Origin of the sequence: Brevibacillus sp., assembly GCF_003521185.1 — a bacterium.
Classification (GTDB): Bacteria; Bacillota; Bacilli; order Brevibacillales; family Brevibacillaceae; genus Brevibacillus; species Brevibacillus parabrevis.
The window spans coordinates 26992-44252 of sequence record NZ_DOTK01000078.1 but is presented as its reverse complement, the minus strand read 5'-3'; the positions used below and the strand labels follow the sequence as shown (position 1 = coordinate 44252).

Genomic DNA, 17261 nt, shown 5'->3' with positions numbered 1-17261 from the left:
CCGTCGAGAAAGTCGACAGCCTGAGAAACTCGCGACAGGAGGTTTTCTTTTTCTGGACATTGTGGCGCGAATCAGCTTAAAACCGCACGCAGAGCCGAGGCGAATTTGGCTACGCCACGCGTGATTTCTGCTTCTTTCGGGCGGGCAAAGGTGAAGCGAATATAACCGGAGTCAGATCCGTACACACTTCCGGGGGCGACAACCACGCCGCGCCGCAGAGCTTCTTCAAACAGCTGGTTGTCGTTGATCTCGGGCACAATTTTGCACCACAAATGCAGTCCGCCCTGCGGAAGCGTGAACGTCACCAGATCGGGCAGTTCCTTTTGCAAGGCTTCCACCAGCAAATCGCGGCGATAGAGCAGGCGCATCCGCAGTTGCTCCAGGTGGGGCAGGAAGAAGTCGGAGTGCAAAAATTGGGCGGCAATTTTTTGCGGAACGACGCTCAGGCCGAAGTCCATCTGCTGTCGCGCGTCTGCCAGTCGTTCCACGACGGAGTGGGGGGCCACCATCCAGCCGACGCGCAAGCCGGAGGCCGCGATTTTGGAAAAGGAACCGATGTACAGGACGGAGCCGAGCTGGTCGTGCGATTTGAGCGGGGCAGGCGGATCGCCATCGTAGGACGTGAGACTGAATGGATCGTCCTCCACGATCGGAAGCCCCAGCTCGCTGGCCACGTTCAGCAGTTGGGTACGGCGGGCCGGATTGAGGCAAATGCCTGTCGGGTTTTGAAAAGTCGGATTGAGAAAAATCATTTTGATCCGGTGTTTTTTATACAAGGAGCGAATATCTTCGGGATCGATGCCCTCCGGACTGACCGGGAGCCGGAACAGGCGCAGGCCGGCCGACTGAAACATCGGCAAAGAGTAGCAATACGATGGATCTTCTATGGCGACGGCATCCCCGGGAGCGAGCAAACATTGAGTGATCAAATAAAGCGACTGCTGGGAACCCGATGTGATGAGAATGGACGAGTCTGTCGTGTTGATCTGCCGATACCGCGACAAATAGGAAACGAGTTCTTCGCGCAGTGGCGTGAAGCCTTGGGGATTGTCGTAGCCTAAATATTCCGTAAAGGGGTTTTCTTTCATCAAGGTGCTGATTTCCTGACCCGGAGACAATTGCGCGGACAGCTCACCGCTGGCAAAGTCGATCATGCCGTCTTTTTGCAGGGCCTCGCGAATGCGGCGCAAGTAAAACAAATTCGGGAGAAACTGCCCGCCCTCCACGTACCGATGCCAGTTTGGAGTGTGTTTGGGGGTCGCTTCCCATTTGTTTTTGCAGACGCGCGTGCCGCTGCCTGTCCTGCTTTCGATGATGCCGAGTGCACGCAGCTCTTCGTAAGCCAAAATGACGGTACTTCGATTGACCCCCAACTGCTCTGCCAGCTTTCTTTCAGAGGGGAGCAAGCTTCCGGGAGGATATTCTCCATAAGAAATCCTGCGCTCGATCTCATCGGCGATTTGGTGATAGAGTGTTTGCGTGCTGGACCGATCAGGTTTCCACATGATAATCACAACCTTGGACATATTCGTTAACAATGATATTGACAAGAAACAAACTTATCATACCACGCGAATGGAAGCAGCTTCGGCCGAAAGAATACCAATCTATTGAACATGGATGGGTGAATGGCTGAGCAATTGGATGGTTTGCTTTTGAGAAAAATGTGGTATTCGGTGATCAATCACCGAGCAGTTTATTTCCGCTGACGGCTATATTATTGTTGCTCCGATGTGGAATTACGGCGTGCCGCCGATGTTGAAGGCGAATATCGATGCGGTGTGCATCGCCAGAAAAGCATTTCGCATGACGGAAAACGGCGCGGACGGCGTCATTTCCGTCTTGAAACAACTATATATGGAAAAAGGGCCGCCCCGAACATCCATTCTTGTTCGGGGCGGCAATAGTGGCAGTAGCGATGTCGTTACTCGACGTAGCGAATGATGTGTTCGCGCGGCTGTCTTGTTTTCGGGCGCGGCTCGTTTTTGCGGTAGCCAAAGGCAACCATGCAGGCTACGCCGAAGCGTTCCTTGTCCAGCAGTCCTTCAGCTTGCAGGAGTTCCTCTGCCTGTTTTTTGTCGAAGCCTTCGATCGGGCAGGAATCGATGCCGATCATGGCGGCTGAGGTCATCATGTTGCCAAGGGCGATGTACGTTTGTCTGGCTGCCCATTCGAACATGACGCGCTCGTCTGCAAACAGCTCAAAATCTTGCTTCAAAAATTTGTCGTACATGGCGCTTTTCGCGGTGATGACGTTTTCCGGCAAAAGCTGCACGTTTTTCATCTGGTTCATTACGTAGTCGGAATCAGCCGCCATCTCTTGCTTGGTACGCGCCAGGATGATGACAAAATGACTCGCTGTAGCCAGTTGCTTTTGCGCTCCCCAGGAAACGACAGACAGCTTGTCGCGCAGAGCGCGGTTTTGCACGACGAGAAAGTTCCAAGGCTCAAAACCGAATGAGCTGGGAGAAAGGCGAGCCGTTTCCATAATGAAAGCGAAGTCTTCTTGTGCAACCGTTTTGTCTGCGGCAAATTCTTTAGTGGCGTGTCTGGTTTCGTATGCTTGCAAAATCTGTTCTTTTTGGATCATGTTATCCTCCAGATAAGGTAAGTTATTTTGGGGAAGTCATCGGGTAGAACGGACAAAGGACAGGACGGTTTCGATCAGCTCTGCCTCCTGCTCCCACAGTACCAGGTGCCCTGAAGCGATCTCGTGGTAGCGCGCGTCAGGCAGGAGAGCGGCCATTTCCCTTGTCTGCTCCACAGGCACCATGCGATCGTAAGTCAAGCCGATGGCCAGTGCTGGGGCAGTGACTTTGCCAAGCAAAGGCCGCAGGTTGATGCGAGTGTCAAGTTCGGCCTGTTTGCCAGTACCTTCGGCAAGTGTCGCAGCCAAATTGGCGGTAAACTCATGCAACTGCTCCAACGTTTGAAACGAGCTGTAAAACGCCGGGCTGAGGCCAGTGTGGATGGCGAATTGGGCGAACAGCTCCCGATCCTGGCGGAACAGCTTTTGCCACAGATCGAACTGATAGGCGACAGCGAGATCGCTTTCTACCCAGCCCGCGATCGCTGTCACCGATTGGACTCGCTCCGGGTATTTGGCGGCGATGGCCGTTGCTACGACAGCGCCGAGCGAGTAGCCTACGACATGAAAGTGCGTAAAGCCTTCCTGCATAACTGCCTGCACATTTTGCTCGACCAGATCGTCCAGCTCCAGCCGCTCGCGGTCGTCTTGCGTTTTGCCCGAGCCGCTGTAATTGGGGGTGATGACGGTAAAGTCAGGTGCCAGCGCCTTGCCGAGATTGCCCCACGTGCCTTCGTAACTGCCTCCTGTACCGTGGATCAACAGCACGGCAGGCCCGCTTCCTTCTACTGCATATGCGACGTTTATGGGACCAACCTGAACGAATTTTTCCATGAGGGCCTCCTTGAAATCGTGTTTTACAAAAGTGATCTTACCGAATACACTGTAAAAAAGTAAGTACGCACTTTTTCGTTGAATACTTACCAAAAGGGAAGTGAGAACCATGGGGAACCAACAGGTGATTTATCAAATAAACGGCAAACAGTTTCAGTGTCCGATCGAGCTGTCTGTTTCCATTCTTGCAGGAAGATGGAAAACGACGATTATTTGCCAGCTGCTGAACGGGAAAAAGCGGTACGGTGAGCTGAAGAAAAACATCATGGGCGTGAATCACAAAATGCTCGCGGAACAGCTGCGGGAGCTGGAAGAGTCGGGGATTGTGCTGCGGCATGTGTACCCGGTCGTTCCGCCAAAGGTGGAGTACGAGCTGACAGAGCGGGGAGAGGCACTGCGTCCCGTGATTGAATACTTGATCAAATGGGGAGAGCAGTTTGGCACGCCTGTGGCGGATGAAGTGGAGCCGACTGCCTAAAACTGCTGAAAGCACCGGGCCATAATCGCATACGACAACCATACGACCACCTGAGAACGGCGGATTTTTTTCGGGCGAAGGCAAAAAAGGGAAGGAAGCGGCCGATTTGTTTTTACGGTCCCCCCTCCCTATGAAAATAATGGTATAATCAGCCAAGAATAGCAGGCAGCTAGGTGCCTTTGCGAGAGCAAGGGGTAACAGGGAATCGGGTGAAAATCCCGAGCGGTCCCGCCACTGTAATTGGTGAGTTCTCTTTCCAACATGTCACTCGGTGTGGAGCATAACCATCGGGGAAGACGAAAGAGCGCGATGAGCCAAAAGCCAGGAGACCTACCTAGTTTGTCACACCCGTAATCCTTCGCGGAAAAGGTGAGGTGTAGGAAGAAGCTGCGACAGCTTGTGTCTATTTATTCATGATGTCGACTGATTACTTCTACACGTTTGCCTCGTCCGGCGGGACGGGGCTTTTCTATTGATCACAAAAAGATAGGGAGTGGAAACGATGCTGCAAAAGAACCGGAAAAGCTGGATCGGCAAAGCATGGCTGTTTGGCCTGCTCACGATTTTTTTGGTCGTGACTGGCTGCTCTGCTGCTTCACCGTCATCGTCAACGCCTGCGGAACAGAAAACTGAACAGGCGGTGCCGCAGGAAAAGCAGGAGCTTGCTTTTCAAGATTCCGCAGGGACTGCGATCACGGTAAAGCTACCAGTAGAGCGGGTGGTCGTGCTCAATCGCAACACGGCAGAAGCGATCAAGCTGCTGGGAGCCGAGCAGTACGTGCTGGCTACAGGCGACACGACGGTCAAAAATAACCCGTACCTCGGATTTGACAGCAAGCCGGATGTGGGGGAAACGAAGCAGATCAATCTGGAGCAAATCATCAGCTTGAAGCCGCAAATCGTCTTCGCCTATACGAATCGCCCAGACAAGACGCTGGAGGAAAAGCTGGAGCCAGCCGGAATCAAAGTCGTGCGAATGAACAACTATTTGCCGGAACAGATGGATGAGGAGCTGAAGCTGCTCGGAAAAATTTTTGATAAATCGGACAAGGCAGACGAATTTCTCGCCTGGAAGCATTCGATTGAAAAGCTGTTAGCGGACCGGGTGGCAGGCATCAAGGAGGAAGACAAAAAACAGGTGCTTGCCTTGTCAGCCGGATTTCTCAATACGAACGGGGGCTACCGGATTTTCCCCAGCCAGTCGTTGGACGGGAAGCCAGGAGTAGGGGAAGGCTACGCGACGATTCTGGCTGGCGGGAAAGACGCTGCCGACTTGCAATGGAATCCGGCGGAGGCGTCGACTACGATCATGGTCGACGAGGAATATGTGCTCAAGCGCAACCCGGAGGTCATTACCCTGCACGGCACCTGGCTGGGTGGCTACAATGTGAAGGATACGAAGCCGTTTGAGGAAGCGCTGCGCCATATTATGAGCACGACATCTGTTTCGCGGCTCAAGGCGGGGCAAAGCAAAGACATTTACTTTTTCTACACCAACTTTGTCGGATCGGACAAGCGGTATATCGGCAATCTCCAACTAGCCAAATATTTGTACCCGGATAAATTCCAGGATATCGATCCCGAGCAGTATGCCAAAGAGTATTTTGAAAAATGGTTAGGCGTGCCATACCAAGGCATTTGGCACTATTCGTTCAAAGATGTTCAATGACAGCCAAGGACAACCGCTGAGCAAGCCAGTGCAGCGACCGATCCAGGCCATCTATCACGGGAGCGTGAAAAGCAAGCTGCTCGTTTTGACAAGCCTTTTCCTCCTGCTGGTGTTGCTGACGCTTTACGCAGTCAGTCAAGGGGCTGTAGAAGTTGCGTTGCCTGAGCTTTTGGCTATTTTGTCCGGACGCGCTTCCGATGAGATGACCGCCTACATCGTATACGAGATTCGGCTGCCGCGCATGGTCATGTCGATCATTACAGGAGTTTCGCTGGCATGTGCCGGTGCGATTATGCAGGCGATTTTGCGCAATCCGCTGGCAGACCCTTTTACGCTCGGCGTATCGAGCGGAGCGGCTTTTGGAGCAGCATTGGCGATCGTGGCCGGGACGAGTGTGTTTGGCATCAACCTCGTTTCGAGTGGACAGTGGATGATCGCTCTTAATGCCTTTGTGTTTGGCTGTCTCGCTGTGGGCGCGGTCTACGGCATCGCCAAGCTCAAAAACAGCTCGACGACCGTACTGCTTTTGGCGGGGGTGGCCATTGGGCAACTGTTTTCGGCGGGCGTTTCCGGTTTGAAGTTTTTTTCCAACAACGAAGCGTTGAAAGACTTGGTCGTCTGGCTCATGGGGGGATTTTGGGGAGCAAAATGGCAAGTGCTGCACATTTTGCTGCCGCTCGTGATCATCTCGCTTGTCCTTTTGCTGAAATACGCCTGGGACCTGAACTCGCTATGCGCTGGCGAAGATGTAGCGCGAACGCTCGGCGTCAATGTCAAACAAGTCCGCTGGGTGTGCCTTTTGCTCGTTACCTTGATGGCCTCCGTCACGATTGCCTTCACAGGGATTATCGGGTTCATCGGGCTGGTGGCACCGCATATCAGCAGAATCATCATCGGGACGGATTATCGATTTTTACTGCCGTGCTCTTGCCTGATGGGCGCTTTGCTGTTGCTCTTGTCAGATACGGCGGCCCGCATGGTATTATCTCCGATCGAGATTCCGGTAGGCATCATCACCGCGTTGTTTGGCGCCCCGTTTTTCGTCTATTTGCTGTTGAAAAAGCGCAAGGACTACTGGGCATAAGGAGGACGGTCGGGTGTACATGCAGGTCAAGGATTTATCGATCAAGTACGGAACGAAGATGATTCTGAAGCAAATTCAGATGAACTTGCAAAAAGGCGAGGTCGCAAGCATCATCGGGCCAAACGGTGCCGGGAAAACAACCTTGCTCAAAAGCATGGCGTCGATTATCCCGGTGGAACGAGCGCGGATCTGGATCAAAGACAGAGACATTCGCTCCTATTCGGCTAACGAGTTGGCGAAAACGCTGGGGTACGTGCCGCAGCACACGGCTTTCGGCTATCCGTTAACGGTGTTGGAGACAGTGCTTTTGGGCAGGAAACCGTACATGCAGTGGAACGTGACGGCTCACGATCTGGAAGTAGCGGGAGCAATCATGGAGCGGCTGCAACTTGCGGAAATGGCGCAGCGTTATATGGACGAGCTGAGCGGAGGCGAGCGGCAAAAGGTACTGATTGCGCGAGCGCTTGCCCAAGAGCCGGAAATACTGCTGCTGGATGAGCCGACGTCCGCTCTCGATATTCGCCATCAACTGGAGGTGCTGGAGCTGGTTCGGCAGCTTGCCCTCCAGCAGCAAGTGCTGGTCGTGTTGATCATGCACGATCTGGAGCTGGCGGCCAGATATTCAGATCGCGTGTTTTTGCTGCAGCAAGGGCAAATTTATGCTTCCGGGCGGCCGGAGGAAGTGTTTACCTCTGCGAATATGGAGCAGGTGTACGGAGTAAAAGTCGAGATCGGGCAGGGCAGCAGCGGTCTGAAGTTGACGGCCACGCTGCCAGAGTCGCGATAAGCAAGGGGGAGAACATGTACTACGGAGTAAGGCTAGGGATGAAGTCCAGGGAAGCCTGGATGGAAGGGATGAAAAACTGGGAAGGCAAGCTGCCCGAGCGCATGACTGACGACCAACTGGAAGAAAGCTTTTGGGATCAATTTTTGCAGCGCAAAACGGCGGAAGCGGAGCCGGATGACTATGTGCGGGAGATTGGCAGGGAGCTGCTTTCCTTTATTCAGGAAGACGATGAAGTGCTGGAGATTGGGCCGGGATGGGGAAATTACACGTTTGCGGCGGCGAGCAAAGCGCGGTCGCTCACTTGCGTAGACAGCTCGGCGAGTGTGCTGGGCTATCTGGAGCAGGGGGCGCGTGCGAAAGGGCTATCCAACATGAGCTTTGTCCATGCCAAGTGGGAAGAGTACGAGCCGCCCGTCCATGATGTCGTGTTTGGTGTGAACTGCTATTATCGGATGCAGGCGATTGATCAGGCGATGGTCAATATGAACAATTCGGCCAGGCGGTTGGCGGTGATCGGGATGACTAGCGGACCGGAAAAGCCGCACTACTGGGATATTCATCAGCAGCTCGGGTACAAAATCAGATTTTCGCGCAGAGACTATATTCATCTGACCAATTTGCTATATGAGCTGGGCATTGACGTGAACTGCAATATTCTTCCTTTGCAAAAAACGTACGTGTACGAGTCGGAGGAGCAGTTTGTCAGCCAAAATTTGAGCGCGATTATGGAGCCGTCCTATGATCGGGAGAAAGCGGAGGCGATTTTGCGCCAATATTTGGTCTGGGTAGATGGCAAGCCTGCGTATGTGCATCAGTTTAAAGCGGCGTTGTTGTATTGGAAGCCGGAGAGAAGGATTAGTTTGTAAAGATGGTGTTGATCGAAGCTGTAGCGAAGGGAGGAAACAGGAGAAACACATAAGCAAAACAAGCACGAAAAAGCTTCGCGCACAAAATGCAGCGAAGCTTTTTATCATGCTAGGCAACTCTTTTCGGCATGGCGAATCCGAACTTTTTCTACGCATTCACTCAACGCATCCACTTTTCCATCCCATTGAAAATCCATTCCGCTTCCGTCCCAGCAGCCAGACGGATCAATGCTTCCGACCCGTTTTCCTCCGCGAAGCGTTGTTCGGCACTCGTGATGGGAATCATCCAGAGCAGGTTGACCGGATCGCCGTAAACCGTCGGGAAGGCCAGCGCCGGGGCGCTTTGGGGCTTGGCGAGCAGCATGGATGTGAAGCGGGCGTCTACCTCGCTGATCTCCTGACAAGGGATGGTGTGCCCTTGGGCGAGAAAAGTCATGTACGACCAGGGCAGCGTTGTTTGTCCGCTGATGTAGGCCAAAAGTTGCTTTTCATTTTCAGCCAGCCATTTGGTTTCGCAGGCAAAAGCCAGCTCGAAGCGGCGCAGTTGTTCCGGTGATTCGGTATATAGCTCGACCTTTGGCTGCGGCACGATGGAGACGCCCAAGGTGACGGCATAGGTGATTTCGCCCTTTTCCACCGTGACCAATGCTTTCGGCGGCCAGTGACCGCCGTCGATGCCGTAATAGTTTTTGACCGGGCCAAGCGTTGCCGTGATCGCGTCGAGATACTGATGCTGCAAGTCTGGCCAAGGATTTTCGTCCCAGCTCGCCCAAAATTGCCGGGCAGCTTCGATTCGCGCAAACAAAGCGTTTGTGTCTGGTGTGCCCAGCGGAAAGCAGAAAGGAGATTCTGCGATACAGTCTCGCGCATAAGCCGGATAGCTGGAGCCGTCTGCCTGCTGCCCCGCCCAGCCGGGAATGACGCACAGCACCTCGTCTTGATAAAGCAAAGCTGCGGCGTCTCCTTCTGTCAGCCAGACGATTGACAGCTCATCTGGGTCGAGCTTTTCCGCGCCTTGCGGATGGGCGCAGCAGTCGCGCGGCAGCATGGGAGCGTTTCCGTCTTCCATGGCGGAAAAATCGAGTGTCTCGGGAGCTGGCCCGTAATTGCGCACCCAGCAGGAGCGAATACTCGCGTGTTCCTGGCCGGGGTAGTCCCACAAATAAAAATAAACGCCAGATTCATCTTCTTCGACAAAGGCTTGAATGTCGCAAAGTGGAGAAAATTCCTCCAACAAAATGTTTTTCATCGGATCACCTTCCAAACGGAATATGGTAGATTCTTCATCAAAATAGGTAGATGTAAACTTGCACGGAACAGGGGTAGAATACCATAATTGACTATTGGTGGCAAAATTTCGTCTAGACAAAAGATAGAAACGAAAGCGGGGAGCAACGATGAATCAATGTACACTATACGTCTCCATAGCTGACTATCAAAAAATAGTCGATGCGATCAAGGAGACTTTTCCAGACAAAGAAGTACAAGCTGCTGCGGACGGACAAAGCGTGACTGTCACAGACAAGAAATGGTTTGGCAAAAGCACACTGGCCTTCAACTTCATGCGCGAGGAAGCCGATCCGGAGCGCTTTTTGCAGATGAAAAAAGGGATGTACGGATTTTTTGCCCAGATTGAGACGGCGCATGAAAAGGTCAAGGAAAAGCTGCTGATCCAGATTACCGCGCTCAACGTGGCCGTAGGCATCGTAGCCAGCAAGGAAATCGACCGGGAAACGTTCGCTGCTGTCCTGGCGATTGCCAAGGAAGTATCCGGCATCGTTTTCCTCCCGACAGGCCACATGCTCGATAAAGAGGGCCGCCTGCTTTTGAACACCGAGGGCGAATCAGAGGTGGACGACTATTTGGTGACGGTGAGCACCGAGTTTATCGATCGGCACGTGCGTCCATCCCAGTCCGGGGAAGAGCGCAAAGCGCGCAACATCCAGCTTTTGCAGGAGCAAGGCGTCCCGTATATTAACCATTTGCCTGTCATCGTCGGGGATGAGGATGCTGTCATCAGGACCAAGGAAGAGATCGTGCAGCGGGCCATTGCTTTGTGCCTGATTGCCGTCTACGCCGCCGGAATCGCGGAGAACGGGGAGATTGCCGAAGAGCGCGAGTTCATCGAAGGAATTATCGAGCAGTACGGCGCGGCAGACTTCTTTACGGAAAACGAAAGAAAGCTCCTCGACGACCCGAATCCAAGCCAGAACGACATGGTGCAGATGGCGTGGATGTACGAATGCTACTGGGTGCTGTTGTGGGCGCTCGGCTATAAAAAAGAATTGGAGTTTCCGAGCGAGATTTGCGATGTCAGCTATGCCATCGATGTATTGCGCAGCGCGGGAAACTATCAAACTTTCTACGACAACGCCGTCGTGCGAAGCAAGGCGGAGATTTTGGATCAGGCGGATTTGATCTATCGCTACGATTGGGCGTGCGTCGATGCGCGCATCAACAACCGGACCGTGGCGGGAGGTTTGGAGCCGGGAGTCGTCATGGAAAGACACAGGGCACTAAACTGGCTCGTGCGTCACATGGAAGACGAGTGGGATCATGTGCAGATGGACACATAGGGTTCGCTAAAAAGCAGCAACAGGCTGATATCGTTCACGAACGATGTCGGCTTTTTTCGTTGTGCTCGAAAAAGAGTTGGGTACTTTTCTCGACCGATTTGTTAATACAATCTGTTTTTTTCCGTATTAACTAGCGTGAGACTCACGGACAACCACAACAAATTGCGCAATTTGTTCCTGTACCATGTCTGAGTCGGGAGGGAAGGGAGGGGAAGTAGTTGGAGATTGTTCAAATGAGCACCAAAACGGGCATCCACCAAAATCAGCTGAACGAGAGCCACGATGAGTGCATGGCAGCGGAAAAGTTCGCCGAGATTTACGATGCGTACTACAAACGCGTCTACAAGTACATTTGCTACCGGATCGACAATCACTATGCGGCAGAGGAAGTATGCAGCCACGTATTCGAAGCGGTGATTGCCAAATACAACCGCTTTTCGCCGGAAAAAGCGAGTTTTGAAGTATGGCTGTTCGCCATTGCCAGAAATGCGGTGACGGATTACTTCCGCTCACAGAAAAAAAGGGCCGCCTTCTCGCTCAGTTCGATTTTGAATTTGGCCTTGCCCAAGTCGTCTCCGGAAGACATCGTGATCCGCGATGACCGCCATGCCGCTTTGTTCCGGGCGCTGGCAAAGCTGAGCGACAAAGAACGCAACATCATCGGCATGAAGTATGCGGCAGGCTTGAAAAACGCAGAAATCGCAGAGCTGCTTGGCGTCAGCGGTTCGAATATCGGGGTTGTGCTGTACAGATGCTTGAAGAAGCTGCAAAAAGAGCTGGAAAAAGGAGGTTTTCGGCATGAGGAATAAGCCGGATACAGACGAATTTCGCGAGCTGGCCGACTATCTCGCTCATGTGGAGCTGGATGACCAGGCAGCGAGGGACAGAATCTACAACCGGCTTGCAAACAAGCTGAAAGCCGGAAAAATCCAGGCAAAGCCTGTGGAAAAGGATGAGATCGTGATGAAAAAAAGCAGTTGGAAAACGGTTGCGGCCAGTGTCGCTGCCATTGTCTGCCTGACGGGAGCTTTCTCGACTACCTCGTTTGCCCAAGAAATGCTGTCCTCTATTTTGGCGCGGTTTCAAGTGGGGAATTTGCAAATTGTGCAATATGACAAAGAGCCTGCTGCACCTGCAAGCGAAAATGCAGCCGTCCAAGCCGGAGCAGACGGCGCCCGTGCCGTGACTTTGCAGCCGCGTCCCAATCTGACGGTGCAGGAAGCGCGCGCGCTACTCGGTTCGAACTTCCCCGCGCCATCCTGGGTAGCCGATTACGAGTACGTCAACACGGTCGTTCACGGTGACAGCATGGCGGAAGTCCAATATGCGCATGGCGATAAAACAGTGAACTTCCTGATCTCGAAAGGCGGGGAAAACGGGATCGGAACGACAGAGGAAGTCAAAACGCAAGTGCTGAACGGAACGAAAGTGTACATGGCGAACGGGATTGTCATTTGGGAGAAGGACGGGTATACGATCGAGTTGTATGCGCAAGATGATTTTGCGCCTAACGTATTGGGCAAAATCATTGACGGCTTCTCGACAGGAGCGCCGCTGACACAAACGGAAATCGAGCAAGCGAGAGAAAAGCTGAAAAATGCTCCTGTTACAGAAGGGGCTGGCCCTGCTCCAGCTCCCGCGCCCGTGTCCGGTAAGTAAGCGGATTGCAACCAGCGAAGCGTGTCCAGGCGACGCCATGATTTTCAGTGGCTCCCGCGGGCACGTTTTTTTGTTGCCAACTGCATGTGCCGAGCAGCTTGTCGCTTGACATTATTTGATTAGGACTATATAGTTCTAATCATGAAAAAAATCTCGAATCGCGACCATGTGATTGCCAGCGCATCCGCTCTGTTTTTGCAAAAAGGGCTGATGAATACGAGCATGGATGACGTCGTGGCGCAGAGCAAAGTCTCCAAGTCAAATATTTACTACCATTTCAAGAGCAAGGAGGAGCTTGTTGTCGCTGTGTTGGACTACCGCGCCCAATTGTTGCGCACGGTGCTTGATGAGATTGCCCAGGCCAGGGACTTGACCGCTGCGAGGCGGATCGAGCAAATTTTTGCCGCACTGGCTGACGAGCTGAACGGGCGAGACTGTGTGGGAGGTTGTCCGATCCTGTCCCTTCTGTCCGCGCAAATCCCGCAGGTTCGGGTTCGCATCCACGCGTTTATGCGCGAGCTGCAAGGAGTAGCGGAAAATGTGCTAAGAGAAGGAGTTGAGCGAAAAGAGTTCAAGGCAGAGATTCCGGTTCCCGAGACGGCGGCGCTTCTCATCACGATTTTGGAAGGGGCCATGCAGCTTGCCGAGTCTTACGGCAACACAGAAGCTTTTATAAACGCAGGCGCTACTTTTCTACACTTGATTCAAGTGTAGGCTTTTTTTGCAACTGATTAGTACCGATTAGTCCTATTAAAGGGAGGTTCGTTTTATGGCAGTTGTATTGATAACAGGAGCGACAGGGTTTATCGGCCGGGAGGTAACAAGGCGCTTGGCACGCGCAGGACATACGGTGTTGGCGCTCGTGCGCTCTCTGGAAAAGTGGGAGAGGCAGCTGGCTGCAATGACAGCCGAAGAGCAGGCGAACAGCAGCGCAGTGCGGGGCGACTTGCGCGAGGAGAGATTGGGGCTGTCAGAGCTTGACTACCAGCGGGTGCTTGCCGCAGATACAATCATTCATGCCGGGGTGCCGATGGATATCTCGCTCGGCGAGGAAGCGGCCAGAAAAGTCATTTTGCAAGGAGCCGAACATCTGTTGAAGCTGGCAGGCGAGCTGCACCAGCGCAAAAGGCTGCAAAAGCTCATTCACCTTGTCGGTTACATGAGCCCTTTTGACGATGCGAGCGCGACGCTTGCCACGGATGTGTTCACCGAGAACAAGCTGTTCGATCATGCAGGAGGCTATGAAAAATACAAGTTTTTGGCTGACCTGTACGTGCGGCAACAGGCTCATCAAGCAGGAATGCCGCTGGTTGTCGTCAATCCGAGCACGATCATCGGGCCGCGGCATACGGGAAGCACCGAGCAGACGGATGGCCTGGGACTTGTGGTCAACTCCATGCGGCAGGGGAAATTTCCCGTATTGCCCGGCGGAAAAGAATGGTGGCTCCCGCTGCTTGCTGTGGACGATCTGGCTGAAGTAATCGTCGGAATTGTCGAGGCAAGAAACATCGCGCACCAGACGTACTACGCCTTGAACGAGCGCGGGGCGACGCCGTCTTTCCCGGAACTGGTGCAGCTCATGGCAAAAGAACTGCGGATGAAGCCTCCGTCCGTCCCGTTCCCGCTGTCCGTTTTGAAAACGATCGTGCGCAACGGAGGCAGCCGCTTGCTCGGCGTTCCGGCCAACTCGATGGACTTTATCGTGAAAAAACAGTTTCCGCTCGCGCCTTTTCAGCACATGAAGCAAATGAGGGGAGTAGGCGAATATCGCGTCGACAGTCATCTGCCAAGCGTTGTGGCTGATCTCGATTATCGACTGTCTGTCCGGGACGATGCCGCTCCCGATGCTTTTCAGCGGGCGAAAGTCGCAGGCTTGGCTGCCTATCAGAAGCCAGGCGTGGAGGGAGCGCCATGGGTACTGTTGCACGGCTTGTTCAGCGAGCTTGGCGATTTGTTCCCGCTGGCTGAGCAGCTTGGCGAGGAGAAGGTATGGCTGTGGGACTTGCCGGGCTTTGGCAGATCGCCCTATCATCACCGGGAGCAAAAGCTGGGCGGCTTCATCGAGGCTGTCGCCAGCGCGCTCCGAGAGCTGCCTGCTCCCGTCCATTTGGCAGGGCATTCGTTTGGTGCTTTCCTGGCATGGGAAGCGGCCAAGCGAGTGCCGGACAAGATCGCCGGAGTGTATTTGCTGCAACCGCCGCTGCACGCCCCGAAGCAGAACCCGCTGCTTGTGCAAATCGGGAAGAGCGAGAGCTTGCTCCAGCGCTTTTTGCAAAAGCAGCTGACTCGCCCCCGTCTGGAGAGCACGATGATTGAACAAGGGATGTTTCGCTTCGTGGCTGAGGTGCCGGCTGGCTATCTGGACAAGACAAAAAGCCTTCTGCAATCACCGCGCATCAGCAAGACGCACGCAGAGGTTTTACGTTATTTCATGCACGATTTTCAACAAATGGAGTGGGGGCAGGCTGCCGCTTTTCCCGTTCACCTTGTATGGGGGAATCAAGACAGCGCCTATCGCCTGACCAGCGAGCAGGAGGCAGCGCTTGGGGAGAGGCAGATTGCGGTACACCGCCTGGATTTGGCCCACCATTTTCCGCTCAGCCATCCGTACGAGACTGCCAGCTTGCTGCGATTACTGAGGGGATAGGAGATAGCCTGACTTCCTGACTGTCCGACTTCCCAACTTCCGCCCTTCCCAACGAGACGGGGCTGGGGCTAGGAACACTTTCAGCAAAAACCAAAGGAGCCTTGCCGATCAAACAGGCAAAGCTCCTCTTTCTTTTGGGCGATTCGAGCGATTCGGGCACTTCGGGCAAGCGAAGCGAGCTACTTTTCTACGTACGCGTACTTGAAGTACGAACCTCCGAGCGGGAAGATCACGAAATCTTTGACTTTGTCGTTTTTCACGTAGGCGTTGCCGCGGAAGTGCAGAGGGGCGAGCGGCATTTCCTCCATGAGAATTTTTTCCGCGTCGAACATCAACTGCTTGCGTTTCGCGGCATCGGTTTCATAGTAGCTTTTGTTCAACAGGTCGCGGTACTCTTTGTTGTCGAAGCGCACCACGTTGTTGCCGCCTTCTTTGTCCTTGTACATTTCCAGGAAGTTGATCGGATCGTTGAAATCGGCGCCCCATAGCCAGATGCCGAAGTCGTATTTCCCGTTCTGGACGTCGTCGTTGAACACTTTCCATTCGGCTGTGCGAATCTCGATGTTCACGCCGAGCGTTTTCTTCCACTCGTCCTGCAACGCCTGGGCGATCTTTTTGTCAGTTTCTCCCGTGTCGTAGTAGTACGTCACCTTCGGGAACTCGGTCAACCCCAGCTCCTTCATGCCTTCCGCGAGCAGCTGCCTGGCTTTGTCTATGTCTTCCTTGAAGTAGCCGTCCGGGTTCAAGCCCATCGAGGTCGGCACCCAACCGTATGCAGGAGGTACCCCGGTTTGCAAAATATTGTCGATTAACTGTTGGCGTTCGATGGAGTAAGAGAAAGCCTGGCGAATTTTTTTGTTGGTAAAAGGCGGTTTTTGCGTATTGAAAATGACTGCCTTTGTCCCCGGATTATCGGCGACGACCAGCTTGCCCTGTTCCTTGATTTGCCCGATTGCATCAGGAGAAAGGCCGAAGGAAGGATAGCCGCCCCAATCGAGATCGCCGTTTTCAAACATCGAGAGAGCGGTGTTGTTGTCTTCGATCACGACGATTTCAATCCGATCCAGCTTGACGTTGGCCTGATCCCAGTAAGTAGGGCTTTTGGAAAAGGCCAGCTTCGCTTTATGCTCCCACTGGTCGATGACGAACGGGCCGTTTCCGACGATGGTAGAGGCGTCGCTTGCCCATTTCGGATTGCTCTCCAGCGTCTTTTTATGCAAAGGATAATAAGTAGTGAATGAGGTCAATTCACGGAAAAATGGCGTAGGCGAGCGCAGGGTGAAGTCGAGTGTGTAATCGTCCTTGGCTTTGACGCCGACGTCTTCTGCTTTGCCTGTGCCGTTGAAAAACTCTTCGCCGCCTTTGATGTAGAACAGCTGGTAAGCGTAGCCGGAGGCGGTTTTCGGATCGAGATTGCGCTTGATAGCGTATTCAAAATCGTGGGCGGTAACCGGATCGCCGTTGCTCCATTTGGCATCCTTGCGCAAGGTAAAAGTGAAGTGGGTAAAGTCAGGGGAGTTGGTGAAGCTCTCTGCTGTTCCGTTGATCATCTGACCTTGCCGATCGACGATAGTCAGTCCTTCAAAAGCGAGATTGATCATGTCCATGCTGGAGGCGTCAGTAGCAATGCCGGGGTCCATCGTCGGAGGTTCGCCCGTGATGCTCCAGTGCAAGACCATCGGTTCTCCCGAGGCAGGTTTTCCGGTCTCACCAGCGGGCTGCTGGCTTGCGGCAGGCTGGGCATTTTCAGCGGGCTTCGTCGTACAGCCGATCATGAGGCTTGCTAGTAACGCGGTGCTACAGGCAACTCGCAACCATTTTTTCATCAGTACCTCCTAGTTGTTTGAATATTTTTAAAAATTCATATGTAGAAGGATAATTCAGTTTCCTGTATATGTCATTAAACATTCTGTATAAATATTCATGAATATTCTGTTTTTAAAACCGGGAATAATTCATACAATTTGTCCTTGAATCAGCAGCAAAGCGGAAAGCGGCTGCTGTTGCAAGCGATTTGATCCTGAATAAAAAAACGCTGGCCGACACCAGAAGATTCCGGTGCAGCCAGCGTCTT

At 53.3% G+C, this 17261-nt stretch carries 16 protein-coding genes and 1 riboswitch; of the genes, 11 read left to right on the top strand and 5 right to left on the bottom strand.

Going from position 1 to position 17261, the window contains the following annotated elements; genetic code table 11:
• Positions 1-71: 71 nt before the first annotated feature.
• A complete protein-coding gene (gene pdxR / locus DEP07_RS22890) occupies positions 72-1505 on the bottom strand; it encodes a MocR-like pyridoxine biosynthesis transcription factor PdxR (RefSeq protein WP_173597669.1) in 1434 nt (477 codons plus the stop codon).
• 178 nt (positions 1506-1683) lie between these two features.
• On the opposite strand from pdxR, the gene DEP07_RS27775 reads away from it, so the two are divergent.
• Positions 1684-1944 carry an NAD(P)H-dependent oxidoreductase gene (locus tag DEP07_RS27775; RefSeq protein ID WP_173599432.1) on the top strand — a complete coding sequence of 87 codons (261 nt, stop codon included), beginning with the start codon at positions 1684-1686 and terminating at the stop codon, positions 1942-1944.
• Here DEP07_RS27775 and DEP07_RS22885 read toward each other — a convergent pair.
• Together DEP07_RS22885 and DEP07_RS22880 are read right to left on the bottom strand one after the other, a co-directional pair.
• Entirely contained in the window at positions 1925-2587 is a 663-nt protein-coding gene (locus tag DEP07_RS22885) for an NAD(P)H-dependent oxidoreductase (protein ID WP_420840590.1), read from the bottom strand. The genes DEP07_RS27775 and DEP07_RS22885 overlap by 20 nt on opposite strands.
• 39 nt (positions 2588-2626) lie before the next feature.
• On the bottom strand, positions 2627-3421 hold the full coding sequence (locus DEP07_RS22880) for an alpha/beta fold hydrolase (RefSeq protein WP_173597667.1): 795 nt from the start codon (positions 3419-3421) through the stop codon (positions 2627-2629).
• A gap of 109 nt (positions 3422-3530) precedes the next feature.
• Between DEP07_RS22880 and DEP07_RS22875 the strand changes: the two genes are divergently transcribed.
• The 5 genes from DEP07_RS22875 (at position 3531) to DEP07_RS22855 (ending at position 8305) form a co-directional block, all read left to right on the top strand.
• On the top strand, positions 3531-3899 hold the full coding sequence (locus DEP07_RS22875) for a winged helix-turn-helix transcriptional regulator (RefSeq protein ID WP_122963739.1): 369 nt from the start codon (positions 3531-3533) through the stop codon (positions 3897-3899).
• A 154-nt stretch (positions 3900-4053) separates the two neighbouring features.
• A riboswitch (cobalamin riboswitch) is annotated at positions 4054-4251 on the top strand.
• A 150-nt stretch (positions 4252-4401) separates the two neighbouring features.
• On the top strand, positions 4402-5568 hold the full coding sequence (locus tag DEP07_RS22870; RefSeq protein ID WP_122963740.1) for an ABC transporter substrate-binding protein: 1167 nt from the start codon (positions 4402-4404) through the stop codon (positions 5566-5568).
• A gap of 28 nt (positions 5569-5596) precedes the next feature.
• The gene (locus DEP07_RS22865) at positions 5597-6652 is read left to right on the top strand and encodes a FecCD family ABC transporter permease (protein WP_287103049.1); all 1056 of its coding nucleotides are present in this window, start codon (positions 5597-5599) and stop codon (positions 6650-6652) included.
• 19 nt (positions 6653-6671) lie between these two features.
• Positions 6672-7439 (top strand): ABC transporter ATP-binding protein, encoded by a 768-nt coding sequence (locus DEP07_RS22860; RefSeq protein ID WP_217365748.1) that lies wholly within the window; start codon positions 6672-6674, stop codon positions 7437-7439.
• 14 nt (positions 7440-7453) lie between these two features.
• Entirely contained in the window at positions 7454-8305 is an 852-nt protein-coding gene (locus DEP07_RS22855) for a class I SAM-dependent methyltransferase (RefSeq protein WP_281869359.1), read from the top strand.
• A gap of 160 nt (positions 8306-8465) precedes the next feature.
• Here the strand turns inward: DEP07_RS22855 and DEP07_RS22850 are convergent, their stop codons facing one another.
• Entirely contained in the window at positions 8466-9554 is a 1089-nt protein-coding gene (locus DEP07_RS22850; RefSeq protein ID WP_122963744.1) for a suppressor of fused domain protein, read from the bottom strand.
• A 148-nt stretch (positions 9555-9702) separates the two neighbouring features.
• Between DEP07_RS22850 and DEP07_RS22845 the strand changes: the two genes are divergently transcribed.
• The 5 genes from DEP07_RS22845 to DEP07_RS22825 all read left to right on the top strand — a co-directional run bounded on the left by DEP07_RS22845 (position 9703) and on the right by DEP07_RS22825 (position 15187).
• Positions 9703-10881, top strand: coding sequence for a DUF4272 domain-containing protein (locus DEP07_RS22845; RefSeq protein WP_122963745.1), 1179 nt, complete (start codon positions 9703-9705; stop codon positions 10879-10881).
• A 233-nt stretch (positions 10882-11114) separates the two neighbouring features.
• Positions 11115-11690, top strand: a complete 576-nt coding sequence (locus DEP07_RS22840; RefSeq protein WP_242774178.1) for a sigma-70 family RNA polymerase sigma factor — start codon at positions 11115-11117, stop codon at positions 11688-11690.
• Positions 11680-12540, top strand: coding sequence for a hypothetical protein (locus DEP07_RS22835; RefSeq protein ID WP_217023242.1), 861 nt, complete (start codon positions 11680-11682; stop codon positions 12538-12540). The genes DEP07_RS22840 and DEP07_RS22835 overlap by 11 nt, the downstream gene beginning before the upstream one ends.
• 141 nt (positions 12541-12681) lie before the next feature.
• Positions 12682-13254 carry a TetR/AcrR family transcriptional regulator gene (locus DEP07_RS22830; protein WP_217023239.1) on the top strand — a complete coding sequence of 191 codons (573 nt, stop codon included), beginning with the start codon at positions 12682-12684 and terminating at the stop codon, positions 13252-13254.
• Positions 13255-13309: 55 nt separating this feature from the next.
• Entirely contained in the window at positions 13310-15187 is a 1878-nt protein-coding gene (locus tag DEP07_RS22825) for an alpha/beta fold hydrolase (RefSeq protein WP_287103047.1), read from the top strand.
• 179 nt (positions 15188-15366) lie between these two features.
• Here DEP07_RS22825 and DEP07_RS22820 read toward each other — a convergent pair whose 3' ends face one another.
• Complete coding sequence (locus DEP07_RS22820) at positions 15367-17013, bottom strand: peptide ABC transporter substrate-binding protein (RefSeq protein ID WP_287103046.1); 1647 nt, start codon at positions 17011-17013, stop codon at positions 15367-15369.
• Positions 17014-17261 lie beyond the last annotated feature (248 nt).

What these genes read in the sequence shown, in the direction of transcription:
- DEP07_RS22850 (WP_122963744.1), bottom strand. Translation starts at nt 9,554, where the DNA reads ATGAAAAACATTTTGTTGGAGGAATTTTCTCCACTTTGCGACATTCAA.
- DEP07_RS22875 (WP_122963739.1), top strand. Translation starts at nt 3,531, where the DNA reads ATGGGGAACCAACAGGTGATTTATCAAATAAACGGCAAACAGTTTCAG.
- DEP07_RS22870 (WP_122963740.1), top strand. Translation starts at nt 4,402, where the DNA reads ATGCTGCAAAAGAACCGGAAAAGCTGGATCGGCAAAGCATGGCTGTTT.
- DEP07_RS22820 (WP_287103046.1), bottom strand. Translation starts at nt 17,013, where the DNA reads ATGAAAAAATGGTTGCGAGTTGCCTGTAGCACCGCGTTACTAGCAAGC.
- DEP07_RS22840 (WP_242774178.1), top strand. Translation starts at nt 11,115, where the DNA reads ATGAGCACCAAAACGGGCATCCACCAAAATCAGCTGAACGAGAGCCAC.
- DEP07_RS22860 (WP_217365748.1), top strand. Translation starts at nt 6,672, where the DNA reads ATGCAGGTCAAGGATTTATCGATCAAGTACGGAACGAAGATGATTCTG.
- DEP07_RS22880 (WP_173597667.1), bottom strand. Translation starts at nt 3,421, where the DNA reads ATGGAAAAATTCGTTCAGGTTGGTCCCATAAACGTCGCATATGCAGTA.
- DEP07_RS22825 (WP_287103047.1), top strand. Translation starts at nt 13,310, where the DNA reads ATGGCAGTTGTATTGATAACAGGAGCGACAGGGTTTATCGGCCGGGAG.
- DEP07_RS22845 (WP_122963745.1), top strand. Translation starts at nt 9,703, where the DNA reads ATGAATCAATGTACACTATACGTCTCCATAGCTGACTATCAAAAAATA.
- DEP07_RS22855 (WP_281869359.1), top strand. Translation starts at nt 7,454, where the DNA reads ATGTACTACGGAGTAAGGCTAGGGATGAAGTCCAGGGAAGCCTGGATG.
- DEP07_RS22835 (WP_217023242.1), top strand. Translation starts at nt 11,680, where the DNA reads ATGAGGAATAAGCCGGATACAGACGAATTTCGCGAGCTGGCCGACTAT.
- pdxR (WP_173597669.1), bottom strand. Translation starts at nt 1,505, where the DNA reads ATGTGGAAACCTGATCGGTCCAGCACGCAAACACTCTATCACCAAATC.
- DEP07_RS22830 (WP_217023239.1), top strand. Translation starts at nt 12,682, where the DNA reads ATGAAAAAAATCTCGAATCGCGACCATGTGATTGCCAGCGCATCCGCT.